The sequence below is a fragment of the Microbacterium sp. genome (genome assembly GCF_040394595.1).
Classification (GTDB): Bacteria; Actinomycetota; Actinomycetes; order Actinomycetales; family Microbacteriaceae; genus Microbacterium.
The window spans coordinates 1-25,585 of the sequence record NZ_JBEBSA010000005.1 but is presented as its reverse complement, the minus strand read 5'-3'; the positions used below and the strand labels follow the sequence as shown (position 1 = coordinate 25,585).

General features: G+C 68.4%; 25 protein-coding genes. 15 read left to right on the top strand and 10 right to left on the bottom strand.

Annotated elements, in window-relative coordinates; translation table 11 throughout:
• Nucleotides 1-41: 41 nt before the first annotated feature.
• Together ABWO84_RS08180 and ABWO84_RS08175 are read right to left on the bottom strand one after the other, a co-directional pair.
• Complete coding sequence (locus ABWO84_RS08180; protein ID WP_353114023.1) at nucleotides 42-374, bottom strand: hypothetical protein; 333 nt, start codon at nucleotides 372-374, stop codon at nucleotides 42-44.
• An 18-nt stretch (nucleotides 375-392) separates the two neighbouring features.
• Nucleotides 393-890 (bottom strand): hypothetical protein, encoded by a 498-nt coding sequence (locus tag ABWO84_RS08175; RefSeq protein ID WP_353114022.1) that lies wholly within the window; start codon nucleotides 888-890, stop codon nucleotides 393-395.
• A 51-nt stretch (nucleotides 891-941) separates the two neighbouring features.
• On the opposite strand from ABWO84_RS08175, the gene ABWO84_RS08170 reads away from it, so the two are divergent.
• Together ABWO84_RS08170 and ABWO84_RS08165 are read left to right on the top strand one after the other, a co-directional pair.
• Nucleotides 942-1,598, top strand: coding sequence for a histidine phosphatase family protein (locus ABWO84_RS08170; protein WP_353114021.1), 657 nt, complete (start codon nucleotides 942-944; stop codon nucleotides 1,596-1,598).
• 36 nt (nucleotides 1,599-1,634) lie between these two features.
• Nucleotides 1,635-2,420 carry a DNA/RNA non-specific endonuclease gene (locus ABWO84_RS08165; protein WP_353114020.1) on the top strand — a complete coding sequence of 262 codons (786 nt, stop codon included), beginning with the start codon at nucleotides 1,635-1,637 and terminating at the stop codon, nucleotides 2,418-2,420.
• 62 nt (nucleotides 2,421-2,482) lie between these two features.
• On the opposite strand, the gene ABWO84_RS08160 is transcribed toward ABWO84_RS08165, so the two are convergent.
• Nucleotides 2,483-3,391: a DMT family transporter gene (locus tag ABWO84_RS08160; protein ID WP_353114019.1), complete on the bottom strand. Its 909-nt coding sequence runs from the start codon at nucleotides 3,389-3,391 to the stop codon at nucleotides 2,483-2,485.
• Nucleotides 3,392-3,482: 91 nt separating this feature from the next.
• Here ABWO84_RS08160 and ABWO84_RS08155 point away from each other — a divergent pair, with 91 nt between their 5' ends.
• Entirely contained in the window at nucleotides 3,483-4,319 is an 837-nt protein-coding gene (locus ABWO84_RS08155; protein ID WP_353114018.1) for a LysR family transcriptional regulator, read from the top strand.
• Nucleotides 4,320-4,434: 115 nt separating this feature from the next.
• Entirely contained in the window at nucleotides 4,435-4,839 is a 405-nt protein-coding gene (locus ABWO84_RS08150; protein WP_353114017.1) for a hypothetical protein, read from the top strand.
• A gap of 124 nt (nucleotides 4,840-4,963) precedes the next feature.
• On the opposite strand, the gene ABWO84_RS08145 is transcribed toward ABWO84_RS08150, so the two are convergent.
• Nucleotides 4,964-5,461, bottom strand: coding sequence for a hypothetical protein (locus tag ABWO84_RS08145; RefSeq protein ID WP_353114016.1), 498 nt, complete (start codon nucleotides 5,459-5,461; stop codon nucleotides 4,964-4,966).
• Nucleotides 5,462-5,747: 286 nt separating this feature from the next.
• A complete protein-coding gene (locus ABWO84_RS08140) occupies nucleotides 5,748-6,101 on the bottom strand; it encodes an ArsR/SmtB family transcription factor (RefSeq protein ID WP_502915404.1) in 354 nt (117 codons plus the stop codon).
• A gap of 74 nt (nucleotides 6,102-6,175) precedes the next feature.
• On the opposite strand from ABWO84_RS08140, the gene ABWO84_RS08135 reads away from it, so the two are divergent.
• Nucleotides 6,176-7,576, top strand: a complete 1,401-nt coding sequence (locus ABWO84_RS08135; RefSeq protein WP_353114135.1) for an NAD(P)-binding domain-containing protein — start codon at nucleotides 6,176-6,178, stop codon at nucleotides 7,574-7,576.
• Here the strand turns inward: ABWO84_RS08135 and ABWO84_RS08130 are convergent.
• From ABWO84_RS08130 to ABWO84_RS08115, 4 genes are read right to left on the bottom strand one after another with little or no spacing between them, the layout of a single operon-like run.
• Nucleotides 7,533-7,937, bottom strand: coding sequence for an arsenate reductase ArsC (locus ABWO84_RS08130; protein WP_353114015.1), 405 nt, complete (start codon nucleotides 7,935-7,937; stop codon nucleotides 7,533-7,535). The genes ABWO84_RS08135 and ABWO84_RS08130 overlap by 44 nt on opposite strands.
• 17 nt (nucleotides 7,938-7,954) lie before the next feature.
• On the bottom strand, nucleotides 7,955-8,959 hold the full coding sequence (locus ABWO84_RS08125; protein WP_353114014.1) for a metalloregulator ArsR/SmtB family transcription factor: 1,005 nt from the start codon (nucleotides 8,957-8,959) through the stop codon (nucleotides 7,955-7,957).
• Nucleotides 8,956-10,053, bottom strand: a complete 1,098-nt coding sequence (gene arsB / locus ABWO84_RS08120) for an ACR3 family arsenite efflux transporter (protein ID WP_353114013.1) — start codon at nucleotides 10,051-10,053, stop codon at nucleotides 8,956-8,958. The genes ABWO84_RS08125 and arsB overlap by 4 nt, the downstream gene beginning before the upstream one ends.
• Nucleotides 10,050-10,187, bottom strand: coding sequence for a hypothetical protein (locus ABWO84_RS08115; RefSeq protein WP_353114012.1), 138 nt, complete (start codon nucleotides 10,185-10,187; stop codon nucleotides 10,050-10,052). Before ABWO84_RS08115 ends, arsB begins: the two co-directional genes overlap by 4 nt.
• Before the next feature lie 400 nt (nucleotides 10,188-10,587).
• On the opposite strand from ABWO84_RS08115, the gene ABWO84_RS08110 reads away from it, so the two are divergent.
• Genes ABWO84_RS08110 through ABWO84_RS08080 form a run of 7 tightly spaced genes read left to right on the top strand, consistent with a single transcriptional unit; the run spans nucleotide 10,588 to nucleotide 18,820 of the window.
• Nucleotides 10,588-11,778, top strand: coding sequence for an efflux RND transporter periplasmic adaptor subunit (locus ABWO84_RS08110; protein ID WP_353114011.1), 1,191 nt, complete (start codon nucleotides 10,588-10,590; stop codon nucleotides 11,776-11,778).
• Nucleotides 11,775-12,512, top strand: coding sequence for an ABC transporter ATP-binding protein (locus tag ABWO84_RS08105; protein WP_353114010.1), 738 nt, complete (start codon nucleotides 11,775-11,777; stop codon nucleotides 12,510-12,512). Before ABWO84_RS08110 ends, ABWO84_RS08105 begins: the two co-directional genes overlap by 4 nt.
• Nucleotides 12,509-13,741, top strand: coding sequence for an ABC transporter permease (locus ABWO84_RS08100; protein WP_353114009.1), 1,233 nt, complete (start codon nucleotides 12,509-12,511; stop codon nucleotides 13,739-13,741). Before ABWO84_RS08105 ends, ABWO84_RS08100 begins: the two co-directional genes overlap by 4 nt.
• 19 nt (nucleotides 13,742-13,760) lie before the next feature.
• Nucleotides 13,761-14,618, top strand: coding sequence for a hypothetical protein (locus tag ABWO84_RS08095; RefSeq protein ID WP_353114008.1), 858 nt, complete (start codon nucleotides 13,761-13,763; stop codon nucleotides 14,616-14,618).
• Nucleotides 14,619-14,673: 55 nt separating this feature from the next.
• The gene (locus ABWO84_RS08090) at nucleotides 14,674-16,527 is read left to right on the top strand and encodes a permuted SH3 domain-containing protein (RefSeq protein ID WP_353114007.1); all 1,854 of its coding nucleotides are present in this window, start codon (nucleotides 14,674-14,676) and stop codon (nucleotides 16,525-16,527) included.
• A 41-nt stretch (nucleotides 16,528-16,568) separates the two neighbouring features.
• Nucleotides 16,569-17,330: a response regulator transcription factor gene (locus ABWO84_RS08085; RefSeq protein WP_353114006.1), complete on the top strand. Its 762-nt coding sequence runs from the start codon at nucleotides 16,569-16,571 to the stop codon at nucleotides 17,328-17,330.
• Nucleotides 17,327-18,820 (top strand): sensor histidine kinase, encoded by a 1,494-nt coding sequence (locus ABWO84_RS08080; protein ID WP_353114005.1) that lies wholly within the window; start codon nucleotides 17,327-17,329, stop codon nucleotides 18,818-18,820. The genes ABWO84_RS08085 and ABWO84_RS08080 overlap by 4 nt, the downstream gene beginning before the upstream one ends.
• Nucleotides 18,821-19,324: 504 nt before the next feature.
• On the opposite strand, the gene ABWO84_RS08070 is transcribed toward ABWO84_RS08080, so the two are convergent.
• A complete protein-coding gene (locus ABWO84_RS08070; protein ID WP_353114004.1) occupies nucleotides 19,325-20,278 on the bottom strand; it encodes a helix-turn-helix transcriptional regulator in 954 nt (317 codons plus the stop codon).
• A 62-nt stretch (nucleotides 20,279-20,340) separates the two neighbouring features.
• On the opposite strand from ABWO84_RS08070, the gene ABWO84_RS08065 reads away from it, so the two are divergent.
• The 3 genes from ABWO84_RS08065 to ABWO84_RS08055 all read left to right on the top strand — a co-directional run bounded on the left by ABWO84_RS08065 (nucleotide 20,341) and on the right by ABWO84_RS08055 (nucleotide 25,373).
• The gene (locus ABWO84_RS08065; RefSeq protein WP_353114003.1) at nucleotides 20,341-21,480 is read left to right on the top strand and encodes an alpha/beta fold hydrolase; all 1,140 of its coding nucleotides are present in this window, start codon (nucleotides 20,341-20,343) and stop codon (nucleotides 21,478-21,480) included.
• 432 nt (nucleotides 21,481-21,912) lie between these two features.
• Nucleotides 21,913-24,333: an NACHT domain-containing protein gene (locus ABWO84_RS08060; protein WP_353114002.1), complete on the top strand. Its 2,421-nt coding sequence runs from the start codon at nucleotides 21,913-21,915 to the stop codon at nucleotides 24,331-24,333.
• A complete protein-coding gene (locus tag ABWO84_RS08055) occupies nucleotides 24,330-25,373 on the top strand; it encodes a hypothetical protein (RefSeq protein ID WP_353114001.1) in 1,044 nt (347 codons plus the stop codon). Before ABWO84_RS08060 ends, ABWO84_RS08055 begins: the two co-directional genes overlap by 4 nt.
• Nucleotides 25,374-25,585: the final 212 nt, after the last annotated feature.

The following is a 25,585-nucleotide window of genomic DNA, read 5'->3' as shown; positions in this document are numbered from 1 at the left end:
CTCAGTATCGGGACTGCGGATGGGAGACCGCCGAGACCGGCTCAGTGCGTGCTCCGAGACTCGTCGGGTCGAGGCTTGCGGAGGAACAGGTACCAGACGCCGAGGCCGAGCAGGATCAGGACCATCGCCGCGCCGAAGATCCGCGTCCCGGTCAGCGCCCAGTCGATCTCGGTCTCCCCCGTGATCGCGATGATCAGCACATGGATCGCGATCGTCCCTCCGCCGCTACCGGCCTGCGGACGCACCCCGGATCCGTTCAGGGCGACGATCGAGCACACGATCCAGCCCAGCCAGGACGCCAGGAGGAGCCAGAGCGCCGTCTTCAGCCAGGGGTTCATCCGCCTCTTCGGGCCGGGGACGTGCGGCTGTTCCATGTCTTCCGGGCCCCTCGTTCAGGGGTTCCGGCGCCGCGGCCGCGGGACCACGGTGCCGAGGTGCTCGCTGCCCGGCACCGGCTCCGGGAGTCCCCGCCGCCGCCGAAGGCGCACGGCGATGATCGTCCGGATGAGGACGATCGCGCTCGCGACCCAGACGACGCCGCCGATGACGAACCCGACGGCGAAGGTCGACAGTTCGCCGGGGCCGCGCCGAAGGGAGAGCACGATCAGCGCGACCATCACCACCGAGATGATGCCGACGAGGACGAACTGCCCGCCGAGAGAGAACACCGCTCGTGAGGAGGATCCGTTGCTCCAGGCCGGACCGGCCTCGGCCTTGGTGTAGATCCGCAACTCGCCGTCCTCGGCGCCGCGGAGCGCCTTGACCTTCTCGCCCCTCGCGCGTCGGGACGCGACCTCGTCGAGGAGCGCCTGGTCCCGCTCCTGCTGCGGCGTCAGCACGGGACGGACCTGCCGGCGGTCGTCCCGGTCGCCTCGCCCGTACTCGGTCATGATCGCAAGCCTAAGCGGCCCGGCGCCCTCCGTCCGCGCTACGGTGGCGGTGTGGACGCACCAGACCCGCTGCCCGACCGCCCGGCCCCCGACAATCCGCAGGGCAAGCTCGTCCTGCTCCGGCACGGCGAGACCGAGTGGTCGCGAAGCGGCAGGCACACCGGCCGCACCGACATCCCGTTGACACCGCGCGGAGAGGAGCTGGCGCGGGCCGCGGGGAAGCTCGTGCGCGACTACGACTTCGGACTCATCCTGAGCTCTCCGCTGCAGCGGGCGCGCCGGACGGCGGAGCTGGCAGGTCTCGCCGCCGAGGTCGATCCGCTGCTCGTCGAATGGGACTACGGCGGGTATGAGGGGCGCACCACCGCCGACATCCGCGCCGAGCTCGGCTACAACTGGACGGCGTTCAACCACGGCGTCATCCGCGGCGAGACGCCCGGCGAGACCGTGGAGGAGGTCGCCGCGCGGGCCTCGCGGGTGCTCACGAGGGTGCTGCCCGCGATGGCCGACGGCGACGTGGCGCTGATCGCTCACGGCCACTATCTGCGGATCCTCACCGCCGTGTTCCTGCGCGCGGCGCCGCGTTTCGGGGCGCAGATCACCCTCGACGCCGGCTCGGTGTCGGTGCTCGGGTTCTCTCGCGAGCAGCCGGCGATCCTCGCCTGGAACCACGGCCCGCAGCTGCCGCTCAAACCGTCCGAGTCGTAGGGTCCCGCTGTCGGCGGTCCGAGGGACGATGGTCACATGGCCGACGGATACGACACCGGATTCCTCACGACACCCGTCCCCTTCCCGGTCGCGCCCGGCGGCGCCCGGCGGCTCGACTACCCGAGGTTCACGGTGCTGCTCGACCCGGAGCGGCGCCTCGCAGCGGCGACCGGCGTGAACATCGACGGCTCACGCCTGCTCGATCTGCCGCGCGCCGGTGAGTGGCGGCTCGATCCGCGCATCGGGGAGGAGCTGCAGACCGGACCGGCGGTGTACACGCGCAACGACCTCGACCGCGGCCATCTCGTGCGCCGCCGCGACCCGGGGTGGGGCGAGCCCGCCGATGCCAGGGCGGCGATGGAGGCGACGTTCTTCTATCCGAACGCCGCCCCGCAGGCCGCCGGATTCAACCAATCGAAGGAGCTCTGGCTCGGCCTGGAGGATCACGTGCTCTCCTACGCGGAGTCGACCTCGCAGCGCATCTCGGTGTTCACCGCGCCGGTGCTCGGCGACGACGACCCGCCCTATCGTGGCATCCGGATTCCGCTCCGGTTCTGGAAGGTCGCCGCCTGGTGCGGCATACGAGGCCTCGTGACCGCCGGGTTCCTCCTCGACCAGTCGGAGCTGGTGGACACCCGCGACGGGCTGCTCGCCGCGCCGCCGCTCGGAGCCTTCCGCACGTTCCAGGTGCCGGTGGCCGAGATCGCGACGCTCACGGGACTCGACCTCGGGGTGATGCCCGAGGCCGATGTCCTCCGTGCGCAGACGGTGCACGCGGAGAGCTGGCGGAGGCTGACCTCCGCGGCGGACGTCCTCCTCTGAGACCGCCGCGCCCTGTCCCGCCACCCCGGTGAGCGCCGCGCACGCGGTTCGCGGCGGAGGAGTCACTCGGCGACCGGCGGCGCCGTGCCGGCGGATGTCGCGGGGCGTCGCCGGTCAGAACGAGCGGGTCCCCCGCCCACGATGCAGGCGATCGCGCCGACCACCAGCCCGAGGACGACGCCCAGGCCGGGCAGCTCGCCGCGGAGCACCCAGTCGAAGAAGGCCGCGACAGAGGGGATCACGGCGAACAGCAGGGACACCCGGGCGGCGCCGCTCCGGCGGACCGCGGCCATGTACACCGTCGTGCCGATCGCGGCGCTGAGGACGGTCATCGCCGCGAGACTCACCACGGCGAGGCGCGGATCCCCGAGGTCCGGGGGTGTGACCAGCGCCCAGATCGCCATGGGCGCCGCGGAGACGAGCTGACCCGCCGCACTCGCCGGGAGCGGATCGACGTCCGACAGGAACCGCTGCTGGTAGACGCCGCCTGCCGACATCCCGCACAGCGCGAGCAGCGGGAGGATCAGCGCGGCATCCAAGCCGTCCACCGTGATCCGCCCCGCGAAGGCGAGCACGATCGCCGCGACGCCGAGCAGCAGGCCCACCACGCCGCGGCGCGTCGGTCGCTCCCCCAGCCACAGAGCGGCCAACGCCGCCGTCGTCAGCGGGTTCATGGCGATCACGAGTGCCGTGAGCGTCGGCGGCACGCCGAGACGCATCCCCTCATAGGCGAAGCCGAACTGTGCGGCCTGCATGAGCAGGCCTACGACGACCACATGGCCCCACTGCCGGCCGCGCGGCCACTGCCTCCGACCGAGCACGGCCACGATCACGAGCAGGAGGCCGGCGAGCGTGAAGCGGACGAGGAGCACCCACGGCGCCGAGAGCTCGCCCAGCGTCACGGCGCCGAGGGGGTATCCGAGCCCGTACAGGAGGACGATGAGGACCACATGGTTCAGGCGGAGCGTCATGCTCTCCATGCTTCTCGCGGACGCTCACGGCGTCCAATATCGATCAGCAATTATGATCGATCACTTATCGCGATCGGACTATGCTGGCCGCATGAGCACCCTGGACGTCGTGCCGCTGCGGTCCTTTCTCATGATCGCCTCCTGTGGGGGCTTCCATCGCGCCGCGGCTGCGCTGCACCTCAGCCAATCCGCCGTGAGCCAGCACGTGCGCCGTCTGGAGCAGGTGGTCGGCGCGCCGCTGGTCGAGCGCAGAGGGCGGCAGATGACCTTCACTCCCCGCGGAGAGCTCCTGCTCGCCGAGGCCCGCCGCATCCTCGACCTCCACGATGAGGTCCTCCGCGCCGTCAGCGTTCCCGGGCACGTCGACACCCTGGTGCTGGGATCGACCGAGCACGGTGCGGAGCAGATGCTCCCGGAGATCGTCGCGGCGCTGGGCGAGGTCGCCCCGGACACCGAGCTCCGTCTGCGCCTCGATCGCACGGCGCGCGTCGCCGAAGCACTCGACGCAGGGCGCCTCGACCTCGCGGTCGTGCTCGAGATCGGTGCGGCGAGCCCAGCGCAGAAGCGTCTCAGGCTCGACTGGTTCGCCGCGCCCGACTGGACGACGCCCGAACACGAGGCGGTACCGCTCGTACAGTTCGATCCCCCCTGCGTCATGCGTCCGGCCGTGCTCGAGCTCATGGCCGTGCATGAGCGCCCGTTCCGCACCGTCGTCGAGGTGGGCGACCTCGCCGGAGGCCAGTCCGCCGCCCGCTCCGGCCTCGGAGCGATCCTGCTCCCCGTCGTCGATCGCGGACTCGAAGGACTGCGCCCCGTGGCGGGCCTCCCCGAGCCGCCTCCCGTGCGCATGGTCGTCCGCGCCCGCGACGGCGTGCCCTCCCGGATCGTCGGCGCCGTGCAGAAGGCGGTCGACGCGGCGTTCGCCTGAGCCCGGCTTCCTCGGGACGGGCCGGCCCTCCGCAGGTGTGCGACCATAGCCCCATGACCTCAGCGGATCCGGTGACCGGGCGCAGAGACGGCCGCCTCCGCCGCTCCCCCGCATCGTGAGCGACGTCTCCCCCGCCCCGCCGCGCCGCCGCCTCGGCATCGGTGTCACCGTGGCCCTGGGGTTCGCAACCATCCTGGTCGTCGCCCTCTGCGCGCCCTCAGACCCTCCGCCGACGCTGCTTCCACTCTCGTCGGCGGGAATCCTCTACGGCCTCGCGATGTGCGTCCGCGGCCGCACAGCACCGCTGATCGAAGCCTGCGCGGCGGCGCTGATCGGCGCGGTCTTCCTCGTATCCGGTGTCATCGCCCTGGTCCTCTCGCCGGGCGGGATCGTCACGTCGCTCGTGATGATCGCCCTCGGTGTCGGCTGCGGCGTCGGCGCATTCCTGCACGTCCGCGCCTGGATGGCAGAGCGCGGCGCCGGAAGGGAGGCTCGATCGGAGGGTGCGCCGGCGGGCTGACGCGGGAAGACCGATGTCCGCGCCCCGCCGGATTCCTCAGCCAGGCGACGAACTCCGCCTCGGAACGCGGGCTGTCGGTACTCGCCCGCATGGCGGGACTCCCTGCGTCGCCGCGCCCGTCGATCTAGAGGACGACCTCGACGTCGACGGTGTCGCAGATCGGCGTGATCCGCGTCAGCTGCTCGACCATCAGATCACGATCCTCCTGGGGCACCGAACCGCCGTCGCGGTCGAGCGCGACGATCCCGAGGGCAGTGAGCGCGTCACGAATGTCCTCGGGAGCCTCTTCTGCGCCCTTCCGCGCATCCTCGTAGATCGACACGAACACGCCCTTCTCAGACTCGTCCGCCTCGCGGAGCCTGGTCGCGAGATCGTTGAACGCTGTGCAGGCCCCCTTGACATCCGATCCTGCGCCCTCGGGACCTCCGGTCCCCGAGTCCGCGCTCTCCGATGCCGAAGGCACGGGCGTCGACGGCTTGTCCGGGGCCGGCACCGCGGAACACGCCGCCAGCACCGGCAACAGAGCCAGCACCGCCGTTCCGGCGAGCAAGAGCGCCCACGTTGTTCGGCGCGATGTGGACAGGCGCGCGGTGGCGGAACTCAGAGATGTGGTGTTCGTCATGGGATGCCTCCGGCCGTTCGAATGCCGCACGCCGGGAGCGGGTGCCGTCGAGCCGGGCACGGACGGCACACCTGCCGCGCGTCGCTGACCGACGCTGCGATCTGGTGTCCGCCTCCGTGCGGCGATGGCCGTGGTGTGAGCGACCTCGTCGCCCCCGCTTTCGCGGTGGTCCAGGTCTGCCCACGCCCCACCTGCCACTCTCACCGACCCTGCCTCCCCCACGCGGTCTGTGCTGCGCGCCCTAGCTTGGCATACCGGATCGGCATACGGCACCGGCGCGGTGGCATCAGGCGGTGAACACCCGCGCCGCCTCGGCGAGGGTGCCGGTCGCGGGCTGGTAGTACGCCCATTTTCCGCGCTGCTCGCGGGTGACGAGCCCGGCCTCGACGAGGAGCTTCATGTGGTGCGACACGGTCGGCTGCGAGAGTCCGACGGGTTCGGTGAGATCGCACACGCACATCTCGCCGCTCGCGCTCGCGGTGATCAGCGAGAACAGCTTCACCCGGTTCGGGTCTCCGAGCGCCTTGAACACCTTCGCAAGCCGCTGCGCCGTCGCGTCATCGACCATCGCATCAGTCGCAGGCGCGCAGCACGACGCCTGCGCGGGTGGCACGTCGATCGCCAGGGGGAGAACTGTCATGCGCCCATTCTGCCTCACATATTGACGGATATCGATACGTCGGGCAGGCTCTTCATATCGAAGAACATCAATGCATGGAGGCTGGGGTGGATTCCGTCATCGTCATCGGTACAGGCCCGCAGGGACTCGCGGCGGCCGCGCACCTGCTCGGGCGCGGCCTGAACCCGCTCGTCCTGGAGGCCGGGGCCGGTCCGGCCGCGGCGGTGGCCGAATGGGGGCACGTGCGCCTGTTCTCGCCGTGGACGGAGCTCATCGATGCGGCGTCGCGGCGTCTGCTGGAACCGACCGGCTGGGCGGCGCCGACTCGGGGGTACCCGACCGGGGCGCAGTGGATCGAGCAGTACCTCGCACCGCTCGCGGACGTCCTCGGCGACCGCGTTCGATACGGGGCGCGTGTGGTCGGTGTCGGCCGCAAGGGTCGCGATCTCTCGGTCGATGCGGGTCGTGCCGAGCAGCCGTTCGTCGTGCATGTCGAGCGCGCGGACGGCAGCGAGGAGCGGATCGAAGCCAGCGCCGTGATCGACGCGTCGGGCACCTGGCTGACACCCAGTCCCGCGGGCGCCGACGGGCTCCCCGCTCTCGGCGAGCGTGCAGCGGTCGATGCGGGTCTCCTGGAGCACCGCATGCCCGCGATCGAGGATGCCAGCGCGCTGGCGGGTCAGCACGTTGTGGTGGTCGGCAATGGGCACTCTGCCGCGACGACGATCGGAATCCTGTCGCGGGTAGTGAAGCGCGAGCCCGGGACGCAGATCAGCTGGGTGCTGCGCCGCGGCACGGTCGGGAATACTTTCGGTGGCGGCAGCGCCGACGAGCTGCCCGAGCGCGGGGCGCTGGGCCAGCGAGCCAAGAAGGCCGTCGAAGATGGCCTCGTCGATCTGGTCACCGGGTTCCGCACCGAGCAGGTAGTGATCGAGGGCGGCCAGGCGGTGCTCGTTGCCGAGGACGGCCGACGACTGGACCCGGCCGCGCGGGTCTTCGTCGCGACCGGCTTCCGCCCCGATCTGTCCTTCCTCTCCGAGATCCGTCTCGATCTCGATATGCGCCTGCATGCCCCGTCGAAGATCGCTATGGAGGTTGACCCGAACCTGCACTCCTGCGGCTCGATCCGGGCCACCGGCGCGGCCGACCTCGAGCAGCCGGAGCCGGGGTTCTTCATCGTGGGCGCGAAGTCCTACGGCCGCGCGCCGACGTTCCTCGCCCTGACCGGGTTCGAGCAGGTACGCAGCGTCGTCGCCGCGATCGCTGGGGATCACGAAGCCGCCGAGCGCGTAGACCTCGTCCTGCCAGACACGGGCGTGTGCGGAGGCTCCGGCCTCTCCGACGCGCCCGACGAGTCTGCTGACGCGGGGTCGTGCTGCGCGCCGACCCCGCAGCTCATCCAGCTCGGCGGCTTCGGTCGTGAGATAGCCGACCGGCACCGCGAAGCTCGACTCAGGCGAGCAACTCCGCCAGCAGTGCCTCGACGCGACCCTTGATCTCGTCTCGGATCGGACGCACCGCGTCAATGCCCTGCCCGGCGGGGTCGTCGAGTTTCCAGTCCTCGTATCGCTTGCCCGGGAAGAAGGGGCAGGCGTCCCCGCAGCCCATCGTGATCACGACGTCGGAGTCCTGGACCGCCTCGGTCGTGAGGACCTTCGGGGCCTCAGCGGTGATGTCGATGCCCTCTTCGCGCATCGCCTCGACCGCGACCGGGTTGATCCGATCAGCGGGCAGGGACCCGGCCGAGCGAACCTCGACGCGGTCGCCCGCGAGGTGGCGGAGGTACCCAGCGGCCATCTGGGAACGGCCGGCATTGTGGACGCAGACGAACAAGACGGATGGCTTCTGGTCGATCATGGTGTTTCGACTTTCTTTCAGTCAGTGAGCGTGGCGAGGAGGCCGCGGACGCGGTCTTCGACGTCGTGGCGGATCGCTTCGACCCCTTCCGGGGAAGCGAGGGCCGGGTCGCCGACGGCCCAGTCCTCGTAGCGGACGCCGGGGATGATCGGGCACACGTCCCCGCAGCCCATGGTGATCACCACGTCGGCCGCACGCACGGCGTCATCGGTGAGCGGCTTCGGGAATGCCGTCTCGGCCTCCTGCTCGCCCTCGATCTCGGTGAGCAGCGAACGCACGTGCGGGTGCACGTCTGAGGCAGGGGTGGAGCCCGCTGACCGCGCGATGACGCGACCGCCTGCGAGCTGGTTGACGATCGCGGCGGCCAGCTGGGAACGGCCCGCGTTCTGCACGCACACGAACAGCACCTGCGGCACCCCGGCCGACCGATCACGGGTCAGATCGGCCAGGCGCTGCCGTGCGAACCGCTCGGTGAGCGGGATCATGTGCGCCGTCAGCTTCGCCGAACGGACCAGGCCGGCGTAGGACTCGCGCACGATCGCGATCACGAGATCCCGGTTCAGACCGGTCAGCTCGTCCGCGAGCTCCTCCGCGAGACGGGTCACCCGAGCGTCCATCTGCTGCAGGGCCTCGGCCCGCGCTGCGGTGTCTTCAGGCTCGTCCGCTGCGGCAGCGGCGGGGGCGAACGCGTCGAGGAGGGCCGCGACGGCGCGTTGCCTGCCCGGGGCGATGCGGTAATACACCCAGGTGCCGCGACGCTCGGACAACAGCATTCCGGTCTCTTTCAGCACCTTCAGGTGATGGGAGACGGTCGGCTGGGACACGTCAGCGAGTTCGGCGAGGTCGCAGACACACGATTCGCCGCGCGGATCGGTCGCGATCGCGGACAGCATCCGCAGCCGAAGCGGGTCAGCGAGCGCCTTCAGCGCTCCGGCCACGGTGGTCGCGGCCTCGGTCCCGATGGCGTGGGCCATGGACGGTGCACACGCGTCGGCGTCGGAGATGACGGTGGTGTCGGTCATGACGTCCTCGATTCGGTCACGGTGGTGGCGTAGGGGTCGGTGTGGAACCAGGCGCGGGCGGCCCAGAGTGAGACGTAGACGAGGCCCACGAGTACGGGCACCTCGATGAGGGGGCCGACGACGCCGGCGAGGGCTTGCCCGGAGGCGGCGCCGAAGGTGCCGATCGCGACCGCGATCGCGAGCTCGAAGTTGTTGCCCGCGGCGGTGAACGCGAGCGTGGCCGACCGGGCATAGCCGAGACCGAGGGCCTTGCCGAGCAGGATGCCCGCGAACCACATCAGCGCGAAATAGACCAGCAGCGGCAACGCGATGCGGGCGACGTCCATCGGGTGGGAGGTGACCTGCTCGCCCTGCAGCGCGAACAGCAGCACGATCGTGAACAGCAGCCCGTACAGCGCCCACGGCCCGATCCTCGGGAGGAACTTCTCCTCGTACCAGTCGCGCCCCTTGCGCTTCTCGCCGACGAACCGGGACGCGAAGCCCGCGACGAGCGGGACGCCGAGGAACACGAGCACGTTCAGCGCGATCTGCCAGACCGAGGTCTCCAGTCCCTGCGCATCCAGTCCGAGCCAGCCCGGCAGCACGGTGAGGTAGAACCAGCCCAGCAGGGAGAACGCGACGACCTGGAACACGGAGTTGATCGCGACCAGCACCGCGGTCGTCTCCCGGTCGCCGCAGGCGAGGTCGTTCCAGATCACGACCATGGCGATGCAGCGGGCGAGCCCGACAATGATCAGCCCGGTCCGGTACTCCGGCAGATCGGGCAAGAAGATCCACGCGAGTGCGAACATGACCGCGGGCCCCACGAGCCAGTTCAGCACGAGCGAGGAGACGAGGAGCTTCTTGTCACCGGTGACGGCGGCGACCCTGTCGTAGCGGACGTTCGCAAGCACCGGGTACATCATCACCAGCAGGCCCAGTCCGATCGGGATCGAGATCCCGCCGACCTCCATCGCGGAGAGCGCGTCTGAGAGTGCGGGCACGAAGCGGCCGAGCAGGAGGCCTGCGACCATGGCGAGGCCGATCCAGAGCGGCAGCCACGTGTCGAGGGCGGAGAGCCGTTTCGGAGCAGTGCGAGTCAGGGTGCCGGTCATGCGAGCAGTTCCTCGATCTTCGCCGTGTAGACGGGTTTCGGGTGTGCACCGATCAGGACGTCCGCCCGTTCCCCGTTCGCCGCGCGGCCGGTGCCTGCGGCGCCGATGACGATCTCGATCTCTTGTATTGACACACTTCTATATTGAACACTATCTATTCAAGATGCAAGACCAAGGGGTGTCACGAGTGTGTGCGCCGCCTGCGTCGACCTCGATCGCAGGAAGGCATCGGAAGTCGGCGGAGCTCGGGCCGCCTCTGGCGACCGCTTTAGCCAGGATCGGCTCCGGACTCCACATCCCAGCTCGCCGCCGTGGCAGCGATGCCCTCGGGGCCGTTGTCGGTAACACCGCTCATTGAGTTCTCCCAGGGATGTCATCAAGCGCACAAATCTCACCGCCATTAGCTTCTTCCGTCCCCCCGGACGGACGAGAAGGAGAGACGTCGACATGGATGTGCGAGAACTGGTGCCCCGGTTGCCCCGGCGCGCCTGGATCATCACCGGCGCAGCCGTCATCGTGCTAGCTGGCGCAGGGGTGTGGCTGTCCGCCGTCCTCCTGCCGTCGAAGAACGAGGCCGAGACCATCACCCGCACCCAAGCCGCAAGCGTGGAGACGCTGCAGCAGACCGTCACCTCCAGCGGCACGGTCAGCCCGGCGATCAACGATGATGTGAATTTCGCCGTTTCCGGCACCGTGACCGATGTGGCCGTCTCCGAGGGAGACGTCGTCGAGAAAGGCGCCGTGTTGGCCACCGTCGACACCCTGGACCTGAACGCCGCTCTCCTGGCAGCCAAGGCCACACTCGCCGAGGCGAAGGACACCCTGTCCAACGCGAACGACACCAACGACGGCAGCGCTGCGGCCGAGGCTCGCGCGGCGGCCGCCTCCGCCGCCGTCGATGCGGCCGCCGCTGCCGTAGCGGAAGCCGAATCAGACCTCGGAGAGGCAACGCTCCGTGCTCCCGCGGCCGGCCTGATCGTCCGCGTCAACGTCAGCACGGGCGACAAGATCACAGGCTCGTCCGGTGGTTCCTCTCCCGCCGGCTCCGCAGCCGCATCCGGCGGCACGCAAGGAGCGCCGGGGGCGTCCAGCTCGTCGTCGTCCGGATCCTCCTCTACGAGTGCGGCTGCCTTCACTCTGGTCAGCACCGATTCGTGGGTGGTCGAGGTGAACGTCGGCGAGACGGACATCGCGAACGTGAAGACGGGGCTTCAGGTCGAGCTGACCACGTCGGACAGCCAGAAGCTCTTCGGCACCGTCACCGAAGTGGGCCGAGTCCCGTCCACCTCGTCGGGTGCGGCGAAATACCCCGTGAAGATCGCCATCACCGGCGACGGCAAGGGGCTCTTCGACGGCATGGACGTCGACGCGGATATCGTGTACCGACGACGCACCGACGTGCTGACCGTTCCATCGGCGGCCGTCACCACGAGCGACGGGAAGAGCACCGTCACAGTCGTCGCGAAAGACGGCGCTCACAAGAAGACCACCGTCGAGGTCGGCGAGACGGCCGGCGGTCTCACGGAGATCATCTCCGGCATCAAGGAAGGCGATGAGGTGCTCGTCGCCGAATTCACTCCCGGCGAGGGCAACACGGGCCAGTTCCCCGGTGGCGGCCGTGGCGGCCAGGGAGGTTTCCCCGGCGGCGGCCTCCCGGATGGGTTCCAGCCCCCGTCCGGCGGCTTCCCCGGTGGGGGCCGGGGCGGTCAGGGTGGCACTCCGTGAGGGCCGAGGAGAAGCACGCGACGGTGGCAGCTGAGGCGGGCTCGGATACCCCGGTCATAGATCTTCGTGAGGGTCGCAAGACGTATCGCAGCGGTGAGATCGAGTTCGAGGCCCTCCGCGGCGTCGATCTGACGGTGACCGAGGGCGAGTACGTGGCGATCATGGGCCCCTCCGGCTCGGGAAAGTCCACTCTGATGCACGTCCTCGGCTGCCTCGATGTGCTGACCTCCGGCAGCTATCGGCTGGGCGGTGAGGATGTCGAGAAGCTCAGCGAGGTCGAGCTCGCCGAGGTCCGGAACCGTCGAATCGGATTCGTGTTCCAGCAGTTCCACCTCCTGCCCTCGCTGTCGGCCTGGCGGAACGTGGAACTGCCGATGATCTACGGCAAGGTCGACAGGACCGAACGCCGCGAGCGCGCAGAGATCGCGCTGGGCAGAGTGGGTCTCTCTGACCGTCTGCACAACCGGCCCGGCGAGCTGTCCGGCGGCCAGCAGCAGCGGGTCGCGGTCGCTCGTGCTCTGGCAGGCGATCCCACGATGATCCTCGCCGATGAGCCGACGGGCAACTTGGACTCGGCGTCGACCGAGGACGTGCTGACGCTGTTCGACGAGTTGCACGAGGCAGGTCGCACGATCGTGCTGATCACGCACGAGCACGATGTGGCCAGCCGCGCTCGTCGCATCGTGTCGGTCCGCGATGGACGGATTCACGCGGACGAGGCGGTGACGGCATGAACTGGTCGGAGACCGTCTCCACGGCATGGCACGCGATTCGCACGCACACCCTGCGCTCTCTTCTGACGATCCTCGGGATTCTGATCGGCATCTCGGCGGTCATCGTGACCGTCGGACTCGGCCTGGGCACCCAGAAAGACGTCAGCGAACAGATCAACGCCCTGGGCAGCGATCTGCTGATCGTCTCCCCCGGTTCCAGCACCGACTCCTCGGGGTTCCGCGGAGGGTTCGGGACCAGCAACACGCTCACCCTCGCCGATGCGGAGGCGCTGGGTTCCGACGTCTCGGCACCGGACGTGCGGGCGGTGGCACCCGAGAAGACCTCGTCGCTCGCCCTGGAGGCGAACGCGACCAATTGGACCACGTCCGTCACCGCGACGACGGTCTCGTGGCAGGAGGTACGCTCTCGCGAGCTGACATCCGGTGAGTTCTTCACTCAGGACGATGACGACGCCAACCGACGCGTCGTCGTGCTCGGCTCGCAGACCGCTCAGGAGCTCTTCGGCCGCACCGGCGTCGTCGGCCAGAGCGTCACGATCGACGGCACGGCCTTCCAGATCATCGGTGTCCTTGCGGAGGCCGGTTCCAGTTCGGAGAGCAGTCTCGACGACGTCGCCGTGATCCCGATCTCGACGGCGGCGAACACCGTGATGGGCGGCACGAACTCCCGCAGCGTGTCGACCATCTATGTGAAGGCGGCATCGGATGCCGTGCTGGCCGGGGCCTACCAGGAGGTGCAGTCCGTCCTGCTGAACCTGCATGCCATCACGGATGCCGACAACGCGGACTTCACAGTCGAGAGTCAGACCGCGCTGGTCTCGACCGCAACCGCCGTGTACCAGACGCTCACGGTGCTGCTCACCGGCGTCGCCGCGCTCTCGCTGCTGGTCGGCGGCATCGGGGTCATGAACATCATGCTGGTGTCGGTCGCCGAGCGCACCCGTGAGATCGGGCTTCGGAAGGCGCTCGGCGCGCCACCGGTCGCGATCAGGCGGCAGTTCCTCAGCGAGGCCGCGATCCTCGGACTCGCCGGCGGCCTGCTCGGCGTCGTCTTCGGTCTGGTCGCGACCTGGATCCTCCCCGGCCTGATCGGCAGCTCCCTGGTCGTCTCGGTCCCGATCGTCTTCCTCGCACTCGGCATCGCCGTCGCGATCGGCCTCGTCTTCGGCGTCTACCCGGCCACCCGAGCAGCACGCCTCGCACCCATCGACGCTCTACGCAGCGAATGACCCCTTTGGAGGCCAACCCATGAACACCGACACTTCTGCTCGAGCCGGTCGCAGTCGTACCGCACCGCTGCTCGCCGGTGCGGTCGCCGCCGCGCTGCTGCTCGCCGGCTGCTCCAGCACCCAGTCCGCAGAACCTGCCGCCACGGAGAAGACCCCTCAGGCGGACACCTCGCAGAAGGCGCCGACACCCCGTGGCGCATTCGGCCTGATCGCTGCGGCTCAGGAGGGGCAGCTGCAGGTGCAGGGGCGGGACTCACAGACCACTGTGCGCTACACCGGCGACACCACGGTGCGCCGCACCGTGACCGTCGACGTCTCCGCGCTGAAGGTCGGCGACTGCGTCGTGGCGATCGGCGGCCCGGACGAGGCCGCCACGACCATCACCGTCACCGAAGCTGTGGACGGAGAGTGCCCCGGAGGCTTCCCCGGCGGCGGAGGCGGGTTCCCCGGGGGCGCCTCCGGAGGCGGCATGCCGACCGATCGACCCGATCGAGGTGATCTCCCGGACGGTGCGCCCACGGACATGCCGGAGGGTGGCCCCGGAGGGAGCTTCGGCGGCTTCACGGCGGGCGCCGTCACGGCTGTGGCATCCGGCTCGGTGACCGTCGATGCGAAGGATGCCGAGGGGAAGACCGAGAGCACGACGATCGTCGTGAACGGCGACACCGCGGTCAGCGCGACAACAGACTCCACGACCGCCGAGATCGCGGTCGGTCTGTGCGTCACCGCGCAAGGCGAGGCCGACGACGCCGGCGGCTACGATGCCACGACGCTGACGCTGTCGCGGCCCGGCGACGACGGCGAGTGCACGGGGATGGGCGGGTTCCGTGGCGCCCTCGGCGCACCTCCTGCCGATCGGGGAGGCGACCGTGAGTGAGGCGAAGGACGTTCGGACGCCCAGGAGGTCGGCGCTCGCTCGCGCCATTCGCGCCGTGGCGGGTACGCCCAGACGCCGCATCATCGCGGGTTCCACGGCAGCGACGGTCGTGCTCGTGCTCGCGGGCGGCGCGATCTACGCGTCGACCCGGACCAGCGATGGCAGATATCGCACCGCCGTCGCGGAGAACGCCGACATCTCGGAGACGCTCGCCCTCTCCGGGCAGATCTCGGCTGCGACGAGCAGGGATGTCGCATTCCAGACCGACGGGACCGTGGCCGACGTGCTGGTCGCGCTCGGAGATTCGGTCGCGGCGGGTCAGACGCTCGCCACGCTCGACCCTGCCGGCCTCGACTCCGCTGTCGCCGATGCGACGGATACGCTCGCACGGGCTCAGCAGCAGCTCGAAGAGGATCTCGAAGCCCAGAGCTCCGGAGTCTCCTCGTCGCGGGATACGTCCGCAACGCCCCAGGGGGGCCGGGGCGCGGCGACCCCCGGCGGTCAGAGCACAGCGCCCCCGTCCGGCGGAGGGCCGACCACGCCGCCGCCGGACGGCAGCGGTGACGGCACCTCGACAGATCCGGCGGTCACCGCCGCGATCGCCGCGGTGACCGCGGCGCAGAAGGCGCTCCTCGCCCAGTACGAGGTCGCGACCCAGGCTCAGGATGCCTCGACACAGGCACTGACCTCGGCACAGACCGCCTGCGAGCCGTTCAAGAACGCGACGATCGAGGCCGGCGAGGTCGTGCCGGACGAGCCCGCCGAGGGCGAGACCGGCGCGGAGGCCGAGGGCACCTCGGGGACCAACCTCGACGAGGTGCAGGCGCTTCTCGCGCAGTGCCAGCAGGCGCTCGCCGATGCAGACGGCGCACAGCAGACGACCTCTGCCGCGCAGAGCAGCCTCAGCGACCTCGCAGCGGAGCTCGACTCCGCCGTCACCTCGCTGCAGCAGGCGTTGGGCAGTTCAGCAGGGACGAACGCACCGACGCCGCAGAGTGGCGACGCAGGTGAGCAGGATGCCTCGACGTCCTCGTACGGGCGCTCATCCGCGCCGACCTTCGAGGCTGCGGTGCACACGACGTCGTCCGCGTCGACCACGCGGACGACGGCCGCTCTCGATCCCGGTCAGCAGTCCGGCGGATCCACGACGGTGACCGCCGAGACGATCCTCGCCGACCGCGCTGCCATCGACGCCGCCGAGGCAGCGCTGGCCGTCGCCCACCGCGACCGTGGCTTCGCGACGTTGACCAGTCCGATCGACGGCACCGTGGTGTCCGTCGGCCTGGCTGACGGTGATTCGGTGTCGGCCGGCTCGACGGATGCCGTGATCACCGTACAGGCGGCCGACGGCTATGTCGTCGAGACCACCGTCCCGTTGTCCCGCATCGCCGGTGTCGAAGCCGGGCAGACGGCCGCGGTACGGCTTCCGGCGTTCGACGACGACTACACCGCGACGGTCTCGTCCATCGGCATCCTCAACGTGTCCGACACCTCGACCCCGTCGTACACGGTGACGATCGCGCTGGACAAGACTGACGACGACATCCGCATCGGTGCGACCGCACAGGTCGTCGTCACCCTGCAGACGGCGAAGGACGTGCTGACCGTCCCGCTGTCGGCTCTCTCCCGCTCGGGGAGTTCGCAGACGGTCACCGTGCTGCGCGACGGCCAGACCAGGAGCGCTCAGGTGAAGACCGGCGCGATCGGTACGGAGCGCGTCGAGATCACCGACGGGCTTTCGGCAGGAGACGTGGTCGTGCTCGCAGACCTCAGCCGCTCGCTCGTCGATGATTCCGACTCATCCGGAAACCTCAGCGGTCTCGGTGGCAACGGGCAGAACCGGCAGGGCTTCCCCAACGGATTCTCGCCGGGAGATCTCCCGGAGGGCATCCGACCGCCCTCCGGATGAGGTGAGGGCGAATGAACCGGAACGAAGGGCAGAATGAGCCGATGGGCAGCACTCCTCGCAGCAGACGGCGGCTCTCGCACCTCGACGGTTCCCCCGTACGGGTGCTGGTCGTCGACGACGAGCCCGGGCTCTGCGACGTCCTGGCCCTCGCGCTTCGGCACGAGGGCTGGGTGGTGCGCACGGCGATGAGCGGCGCCGAGGCCATCCGCGCCGCCCGAGAGATGAGGCCGGACGCGGTCGTCCTCGACGTGATGCTGCCCGACTTCGACGGCAACGCCGTGCTTCGTCGGTTGCGGGAGAACGGCGACGACATGCCTGTGCTGTTCCTCACGGCGAAGGACGCCCTCGCCGATCGGCTTCATGGCCTGAATTCAGGGGGTGACGACTACGTCACCAAGCCGTTCGACCTGCGCGAAGTCGTTGCACGACTGCGGTCGCTGATCCGGCGCACCGCCCGCATGGTCGACGAGGACACCGGACCGCAGGTGAGGGTCGGAGATCTGGTTCTGGACGAGGAGACCTACGACGTGTCACGAGACGGAACTCCCATCGACCTGTCTCCCACCGAGTTCGAGCTGCTGCGGTTCCTCATGCAGAACGCCCGCAGGGTGCACAACAAGCTCGACATCCTCGAGCGCGTCTGGGACGCCGACTACACGGGGAAGCCGAGCGTCGTCGATCTCTACATCTCGTACCTGCGCAAGAAGATCGACTCGCTCGGTCCCCCGATGATCCACACCGTGCGCGGAGTGGGGTACATGCTCAGGCCCTCCTCCGATCCTCAGCCGGATGGTGACGGATGAGCAGGCGCGAGCCCTGGTCGCTGCGTCGCAGGCTGCTGTTCGGGGTCACACTGCTCGTCGCGGCGATCGCCGTCACCAGCGGTGTCATCACGGTCACCGCGTCGCACGGCCAGCTCGTGGGCCGGCTCGACCAGCAGTTGCTGGACTCGGCCGCGCGCACGCGGAGGATCTCCGAACGGATTCCCGACCCCGCTGCGATGCCCCGGCCATCGCAGAACGAGCGACCACCCGCCACGGAGTTCCTGCCTGGGCAGGGTTCCGGAGCGTTGGTCATCCTTGTCGTGGATGGCGAGCCGCTCACATCCGGATATGTGGGCGACGACGGGCAGGCACGGCAGCTGACCGATGCGCAGATGAGGGCTCTTCTCGGGTTGACGGCGTCCGCGGAGCCGCAGACCGTCGATCTCGGCGGCGACCTCGGCCGCTACCGCGCCGTACGCACCGAAGTCGACGGCGGTCGGGTCTCGGTCATCAACGGGCTCTCCCTGGACGACGTCGAGGCGACGACGGTGAGCCTGATCCTCACCACGACCATCGTCGGCCTGCTCGGGCTGGGACTGGCCGCGGGATTCGGGCTGCTCATCGTGAGGGTCGCGATCCGGCCCCTGGATCGGATCGCCACCATCGCCACCAGGGTGTCGCGTCGGCCGATGGACCAGATGGTTGCTGTGCCCGAACGCGTCCCTGACGAGGACACCTCTCCCCGGACCGAGGTCGGCCGCGTGGGCCTGGCGCTGAACGACCTCCTCGGAAGCGTCGAATCCGCTCTGACCGCCCGTGAGGCGAGTGAGCAGCGCCTGCGGCAGTTCGTCGCCGACGCCAGCCATGAGCTCCGCACGCCGCTCGCCGTCGTCAAGGGATACGCCGACCTCGCCGCTCAAGGCATCATCGACCTGCCCGCCGACGCCAGACGTCCGCTCGACCGGATCAGCGCGGAAACAGCGAGGATGACGACCCTCGTGGAGGATCTGCTGCTTCTCGCGAGACTCGACGAGGGCACCGAGCTGCGCACCGTGACCGTGGGCTTCTCGCGCCTCGTCGGAGACGCGGTCGCCGATGCACGGATCGCCGGTCCCGACCACATCTGGGACCTGGATCTGCCCGAAGAGGAGATCGACATCATCGCCGATCCGCAACGACTGCACCAGATCGTCGCGAACCTGCTGGCGAATGCGCGAACCCATACTCCACCTGGCACGACCGTGCGAGTCCTCGTGACCCCGGCTCACGATGGGGTGGAGCTGACCGTCGCCGACAACGGCCCCGGCATCTCCGCGGAAGCGATCGGCGACATCTTCGAACGGTTCACGCGCGTCGATGCATCGCGGACCCGCGCCAGCGGCGGCAGCGGTCTCGGCCTCGCGATCGTACGCGCCATCGTCGAAGCGCACCACGGCCGCATTCGCGTGACGAGCAGCCCTGGACACACCGTCTTCATCGTGTATCTGCCCATGTCGGCGTCGGCGGTCGGGGACAGTCCCGAGCGCTGACGTCGCGCGCCCCTCGCGACCGCACGTCGATGACATCGCCCTGCGTCGACTCCGGCTTGTGGTCAGCACGACGCCTTCCGGACCGATCAGCGCTGCGGAGCCACAACGGCGACGCTTCTGGGTCCGAGGGGAAGGGTGCCGCCGAACGGCAGCCAGCGTTCCTGGTCGGCGGACCGGGTGACCAACGCGCCCGCGCCCGGGATCGTCACCGTGAGCTCGACAGGTTCGTCGTCATAGTTCGCGACGACGACGGCCCGCGATCCGTCCGCCGCCTGGTAGACGGCGAACGGATGCTCACGGACAGCAAGCCGGCACGCTCACGCCAAACGAGTTCGCGATCGACGGATCACCAGGCCGTCAGCTCACCCGTCAGCAACTCACACGCGATTCACGCAACAACGTCCCTGGACATCACAGCTAGTCCGACCGCGCAGCCAGCGCCCGGGTGCTGGTGAGCGGTGCCGTGCGGGCCGTCGGCTCCATCTGCAGATCGTCGCTCCAGGGTCACCGAGGCGCGACCGCGCGCTGCAGCCGGGCGCCGAGTCGCTCGAGCGCGGCGACGAGGCTGCGTCCCTCGATCACCTCGAAGTCGACGCCGATCTGCGTCACCCACAGGGCGAGGTGGTCGGGGTCGGCGGATCCGAGCTCGACGCAGCATGAGGCCGCATCGACGGCTTCGATCCTGACCGGGACGACGAGCTTGGCAGCGACGATCTCTGCGGGGGCGTGCACGAGGATCCGGGCGCGGTGCACCCATCCCGCGTGGAGCACGCGATCGACGACGAAGTCGACCTCGTCGTGCTCGGGGATCGCACGGGGGCGGAACCGCTTGCCCGTCGGCAGGCGGGGACGCATCCGGTCCACGCGGAACACGCGCCAGTCGTCGCGGTCGAGATCCCACGCCAGGAGGTACCAGAGCGAGCCCCACCCGACCAGGCGCTGCGGTTCCACGTGGCGCGATTCCTCCGCGCCCTTCGGTTTGACGTAGCCGAACCGCAGCCGCTCGTGCCCGTGGATCGCTGCGGCGACGCGGCTGACCACGGTGAGGTCGAGCGCCGGGCCGGCGCCGGGCACCACGGCGGCGGCCCGGCGCACCGCTTCGACACGATGCCGGAGGTGGGACGGCATCACCTCCTCGAGCTTCGCGAGCACCGCGATCGAGGTCTCCTCGACGCCGAGGCGTCCGCCCGCGGCAGCGCTGAGACTCACCGCGACGGCGACGGCCTCGTCGTCGTCGAACAGCAGCGGAGGCATCGTCGCCCCGGCGCTCAGCCGATACCCGCCCGCGGCTCCCGGGCGGGCGTCCACCGGGTATCCGAGGGAGCGCAGTTTGCCGATGTCGGCACGCACCGTGCGGGTGCTCACGCCCAGGCGTTCGGAGAGGGCCCCGCTCGTCCAGTCGCGGCGCTGCTGGAGCAGCGTCAGCAGCTCGAGCAATCGCGCCGACGTCCCCAACATGCTCGCAAGTATTTCATCGATCGCGGAACAAAACCTTCCGCATTGCCCGAGAGGGTTGAGGTATGAACGCACACACCACCATCACCTCGTTCCGCATCGACATCCCGCAGAGCGCCCTCGACGATCTCGAGGCCCGGCTCTCATACACACGATGGGCGGCCACCCCGCCGGGACGCGACGATCGCGCCGACTTCAGCCGCGGCATCCCGCAGTCCTATCTCCGCGAACTCGTCGAACACTGGCGCGACGGCTTCGACTGGCGGGCGCAGGAGGCCGCGCTCAACGCCTTCCCGCAGTTGCTGACCGAGATCGGCGGGCAGACATTCCACGCCGTGCACGTCGCGTCGTCGAACCCGGATGCGACACCGCTGCTGCTGTGCCACGGCTGGCCCGGATCGTTCATCGAGTACCGGCACCTGATCCCATTGCTGACCGAGGACTTCCACGTCGTCATCCCGTCTCCGCCGGGCTTCGGGTTCTCGACCCCGCTGTCCTCGACGGGCTGGGAGGTCGGTCGCACCGCAGACGCGTATGGCGAGATCATGACCCGCCTCGGCTACAACCGCTTCGTCGCTCACGGCAGCGACCTCGGCTCGGGCATCGTCTCCCAGCTCGCCTCCGCGCATCCCGAACGCGTGATCGCCACCCACCTCGCGAGCGAGCAGCGCCTGCTCGGCCTGGTCGGGGTGATCTTCCCGATGCCCGACGGGCTCGCGCCCGAAGAGCAGTCCGAGCTGACCCCGCTGAGCGTGGCGGCCGCATCCGAACGCGGATATCTCGAGATGCAGAACCACAAGCCCGACACCATCGGCGCCGCCCTCGCGGACTCCCCCGTCGGCCAGCTCGCCTGGATCGCGGAGAAGTTCAAGACCCGCGGCGACCGCCGCCCCACGCCGAGCGACTCGGTCGACCGCGACGACCTGCTCGCGAACGTGAGCCTCTACTGGTTCACCAACAGCGGTGAATCGAGCGCGCAGTTCTACTACGAGGCGGCGCACTCCGGAATGCCGCCCGCGATGGGCGCACCGGTGCCCGCAGGGTGGGTCGTGTTCGACGCGCACCCGCTCGTGCGCCGCGTCATGGATCCGCAGCAGATGATCGGCCATTGGACGGAGTTCGCCGAGGGAGGCCATTTCCCCGCCCTGGAGGAACCCGAGCTTCTCGCACGCGACATCCGCGACTTCGTTCGCAGCCTCGGCTGAGGATCTCGTCCGCGCGGGATCGGACAGGGCCGAATGAAGGAAGCCCTGGTGAGGAGTGAAGTCTCACCAGGGCTTTTCGGTCGGGCTGACAGGATTTGAACCTGCGACCCCTTGACCCCCAGGTGGCAGGAGCAGGGCTCATAGCTCACCTGACCTGGGGTTTTGTGTTTCAGGAGCGCGCTCTGCGCGTCACGTTTTGCATGGTTTGCAGGCTGTTGGTCACCTAATTGGTCCACTTACTTAGATTCGCGGAATCATGCCCCGAGTGCCCCGCGCACGAGTTCAACGAGCGTCAGCGCCACGGCCACCCCCTTCGCTCGACCACAGTGACGCAACTTGCTGAACTCCGAGACCTGGCGCTCGCGATGTTTTCGCCAGCAGCTACCCCGTCATTGTCAGAGGTGTCCACTACGGTCGTGACCAGGAGGACATATGGCAGGCACCGATACGATTCGCGGAATCGCATACCAGCAAGCGCATGCCATCCACCTCGCCATCGAAGTCGTCGAGCAGTATCCCGAGCGTCAGATCCGCGTTGAAGGCATGGACGATGTAGTGGACATCGAAGTGCTTGATGCGGATGGTTGCCTCGTCAGCGCGCATCAGATGAAGAGCCGCTCGGGTGCGCCGTGGACACCGAAGCCGATTGCCGATGTCATTCGGCGCTGGGCCGATCTCAACCAGCCAGATGCCACGTTCACGTTCGTCACCAACGGAGAGCTAGGGCCCGGCGCGCAGACACTCAGCGACATCCTCGCAAGCTCCGAGCCTGACCGGACAGGCCGACTGGCGACAGAACTGGACATACCTGAAGCGCTCGCCGAGCGTCTGATGTTCGCGCGCATCCACGTCGATCCGTCCTCCGTAGGCGCTCTGCTTGAGTCCGCCGAGCGACGTATAGCCGCACGGCTCGACCCGCTCCTACGCGACAAGGAACAAGAAGCAGTGCAGCGCGTCGACCGCCTGGTCAGGGTACTCATGGAGCGTGCGGCGCACACCGACCCATCTAGGCGATTATTCACGGCAGACGAACTCAGGACGCTGATCGGCGGTGAACACGGAGAACGAGCTGAGTACCAGTGGGCCGGCACGCTGAAAGACACCTACTTAGCGACAGCTGCGAGCGCCCTGCCCGCGCTTGTACCGCTCACTCTGACCCCACTTGGAAGCGACCCTGTTGTCGAGGCGCAGACCCTCCTCAATATGAAAGCAGCATCCGTGTCGGGGCCGACCGGAACCGGCAAGTCCAGCGCGATACAAATGCTTCAGTCGTCGGCCGCAGCCTCTGGACGTGCAGTTGTGGTTTGCAGGGCCGAGACCTACATACCCGGACGCATTGGAGCTCTCGTCGCGGATGCGCTCGGCTTCAGTGTGGACAAAGCGATTCCCACCTACGCCGGCCGCAAGGTTCTCGCTGATCCCGACGCTGTCGTCGTCATTGACGGCGTCTCCGAAATCCCCGATGCCACACTCGAACATCTCGCGGAGGATCTGAAACCCCTACTCAGTCGGCCGGGCTTCGCATCGGTCGTGTTGGTCGGGCGTGATCCTGCGGTACTACGCCGCGTGCTGGAACCCGCCCCCACGCAAGAAGCGTTCAGCGTCACACCCCTCGCACATTCCGACCAGGAGCGACTCATCGAGTCGATTGTTGGACCGACTGCATCCGGATTGTCACAGATCCAGGCTCGCGCGGAGCATGTCCTCGGAGATGGCGCACGAAACCCGATGCTTCTCACCATTTTCCTGAAAGCGGGTGCAGCTGGATCCGCCGAGCTATCGCGAAGCGCCGTGTATGAGAGATTCCTTTTGCATCTGGCCGAGCGAGCACCGTCCGTCGACGCCCAAACCTACTTGCCCTTGCTGGGGGTTGTTTTCGCTCGTCTGCTCAGCTCCCAGCGTCGGTACTCGGACCGATACGAATGGATCGCCAGCACCGACGAGGCGGCAAAATCTCTCTCGTCCAGAACCGACGGTGCCAGTGCGCGCGCAGCGGGCCTCCGCATCGGACTGATTACCGAAGTGGGGATGGGTGTGGTCGCGCCGATTCACGACTCTCTCGCGGACTACCTCGCGGGGACCGCGGTCGCTGCGGGTCTCGCCCCGTTGCCCTCCGTTCTCCACCCGACTCAGTCAGAGTGGGTGGTCTTCGCCAGCGAACTTGGCGTCGACGTCTCTGACCGCGTCTCACGGGACCTGCCGTTCTTATCCGTGCGCGTTGCGCGCGCAGATAACCACTTCCCCGGCATCGGCAGGTACGCACATCGAGTAACAGAGCTTCTCGACGCGCTTCTTGGGACGACCGGTTGCACCGTCCAGGTGAAGGAAACCCTCGACGGGCGCTGGGTCCTACGAGCGACCGACGCCTCCGGCACCACCATCGGTGCGACAGTCGTCGAACACGAACGCGGACCCCTATACGGGGCCGTGCGGCTCTGGCGGCTGACACTGCGTGCTCGACTCGGAGCAGTACCGCCTGCTATCTCCCCCCGTCCGCGCTCCGCCGAGGAGGCTCAAACCCGGGTCAAGGAGTTCGTTCGACAGCGTCAACGTGATCTCGATGTCCTCCTAGATACCTTCCCCGATGTCCAACGCGCCCACTTACTAGATCGGCTACGTCCGCTTGGCCTCACTTTCTTCATCGGCGAGAGAGAAGAGATCTGGGGAGCAGAAGACTGGCCAATGTCCTATGTCACAACCGTGGAAACTTGTCTACTCCAGACCCCGCCCGCCGAGAGGCTCGGCCAGACATCCGCATCACATTTTCTCGACGGTGGACCTGCACATGCTGCGGCAACGGACGTTCAGAAGGCAGTTGAACAGCTCACAGACACATCGGGATGGCTCGCATGACGAAGGAAATCTGGACTGCAGTGGACAAGCTCGCCAACAAGTGGCGAAGCTCGCAGACCGTGCATCGGGTGGTTTCAGTGATGCCACGAGATGGCGTCCCCCCTAAGGAGCCGTTGACGAAGATGCTTGCCGAGTTTCGTGCGAGTTCGATGCGTGCGCACGCACTGCGCCTCAACTCAGAGCTGAGCTACTTGATAAGTCAGCCGATGCTCGGGCATGTAAAGAGGCCGGACACTTTCGAGGCGTGGCTTTTCTCGGCATACGAAATCGAGGCCGCGTTCCGTCTTCAACTCGCGTGGCTTCGCGCACAGCTTCCCGGATACCCCCTACTCCGAGTGCCTCAACTCGTCGCGAACACCCCATTCACCACGAACGAGTTCAGTTGGAAAGCCGTCTGGGCTCGTGGAGACATGGGTCGCGGCTTTCAGCTCACACCCCCACCCGCCCTCGTAGTTGGGGCTGAGCGAATAGACGCGAGCCATGAACTGCAGGAGCTGGCTTCCGCGCTTCGAGCGTCAGAGGCGTGGCAACGGCTCGCCGTCACCCGCTCCGCACTGACCGAGCCTGACCGTCAGCAGCTTCGCACCGAATGTATGGCTCTTCGCGCGGCAGTGTCATCTGAGCACGTCGATGATTTCGAGCCGCATTTCGCACTTAAACGCCATCAGTTCCGTGAGGAGCAGATGAGGGAAGCCATCGCTCGGCTAACGGGACGAGCGGCGGCCTACGCGAATGCGTTTACCGACGCGGCGGACACGATCGACTTTGCTGTTGACGGCGTGCTTCCACAACTCGTGACCTACGGTCGCCCCAAGGATGTTGGAGCCGTCGCCGACCTCGACTTCCTCGGCGAGAATCAGATCGCTTTCCAGCCAACTGTCCCGATCTTCGGGACCGGCATGCTGGTGTTCGTATCAGATCCACTCGTCGAGGAGGTAGGACAAGTCACCGGAGCAAGCTTCAACTTCGGCAAAGGGGTTGAAAACAACCGCGCCACGCTACGACTGCTACCTGCTGCCGCTGCCAGCTGGGCGCTGTGATCCTGCGAGGTGCTGTCAGATGCGGCAGGCGCCACATTGAGTTGAAGTTGTCGTCTCGCACTGCGCACGGATAACGCGCTCGATGGCCGGCCGCGCTCCCCACTACCTTGGAGGCAGTCGCTTCGCCAACGGGGCTGGCTCGCGTCAGCTCGCTAGTTGTGATGTCCAGGGAGGTTGTTGAGTCTGCTGATGGGTGGGGCTCCGATCGCGGA

Bases quoted from the DNA above. Each gene is read 5' to 3' on its own strand.
- arsB (WP_353114013.1), bottom strand. From the start codon at position 10,053: ATGACCGGCACCCTGACTCGCACTGCTCCGAAACGGCTCTCCGCCCTC.
- ABWO84_RS08130 (WP_353114015.1), bottom strand. From the start codon at position 7,937: ATGATCGACCAGAAGCCATCCGTCTTGTTCGTCTGCGTCCACAATGCC.
- ABWO84_RS08055 (WP_353114001.1), top strand. From the start codon at position 24,330: ATGACGAAGGAAATCTGGACTGCAGTGGACAAGCTCGCCAACAAGTGG.
- ABWO84_RS08095 (WP_353114008.1), top strand. From the start codon at position 13,761: ATGAACACCGACACTTCTGCTCGAGCCGGTCGCAGTCGTACCGCACCG.
- ABWO84_RS08060 (WP_353114002.1), top strand. From the start codon at position 21,913: ATGGCAGGCACCGATACGATTCGCGGAATCGCATACCAGCAAGCGCAT.
- ABWO84_RS08160 (WP_353114019.1), bottom strand. From the start codon at position 3,391: ATGACGCTCCGCCTGAACCATGTGGTCCTCATCGTCCTCCTGTACGGG.
- ABWO84_RS08155 (WP_353114018.1), top strand. From the start codon at position 3,483: ATGAGCACCCTGGACGTCGTGCCGCTGCGGTCCTTTCTCATGATCGCC.
- ABWO84_RS08135 (WP_353114135.1), top strand. From the start codon at position 6,176: ATGGAGGCTGGGGTGGATTCCGTCATCGTCATCGGTACAGGCCCGCAG.
- ABWO84_RS08100 (WP_353114009.1), top strand. From the start codon at position 12,509: ATGAACTGGTCGGAGACCGTCTCCACGGCATGGCACGCGATTCGCACG.
- ABWO84_RS08145 (WP_353114016.1), bottom strand. From the start codon at position 5,461: ATGACGAACACCACATCTCTGAGTTCCGCCACCGCGCGCCTGTCCACA.
- ABWO84_RS08140 (WP_502915404.1), bottom strand. From the start codon at position 6,101: ATGACAGTTCTCCCCCTGGCGATCGACGTGCCACCCGCGCAGGCGTCG.
- ABWO84_RS08180 (WP_353114023.1), bottom strand. From the start codon at position 374: ATGGAACAGCCGCACGTCCCCGGCCCGAAGAGGCGGATGAACCCCTGG.
- ABWO84_RS08175 (WP_353114022.1), bottom strand. From the start codon at position 890: ATGACCGAGTACGGGCGAGGCGACCGGGACGACCGCCGGCAGGTCCGT.
- ABWO84_RS08070 (WP_353114004.1), bottom strand. From the start codon at position 20,278: ATGTTGGGGACGTCGGCGCGATTGCTCGAGCTGCTGACGCTGCTCCAG.
- ABWO84_RS08125 (WP_353114014.1), bottom strand. From the start codon at position 8,959: ATGACCGACACCACCGTCATCTCCGACGCCGACGCGTGTGCACCGTCC.
- ABWO84_RS08065 (WP_353114003.1), top strand. From the start codon at position 20,341: ATGAACGCACACACCACCATCACCTCGTTCCGCATCGACATCCCGCAG.
- ABWO84_RS08080 (WP_353114005.1), top strand. From the start codon at position 17,327: ATGAGCAGGCGCGAGCCCTGGTCGCTGCGTCGCAGGCTGCTGTTCGGG.
- ABWO84_RS08165 (WP_353114020.1), top strand. From the start codon at position 1,635: ATGGCCGACGGATACGACACCGGATTCCTCACGACACCCGTCCCCTTC.
- ABWO84_RS08085 (WP_353114006.1), top strand. From the start codon at position 16,569: ATGGGCAGCACTCCTCGCAGCAGACGGCGGCTCTCGCACCTCGACGGT.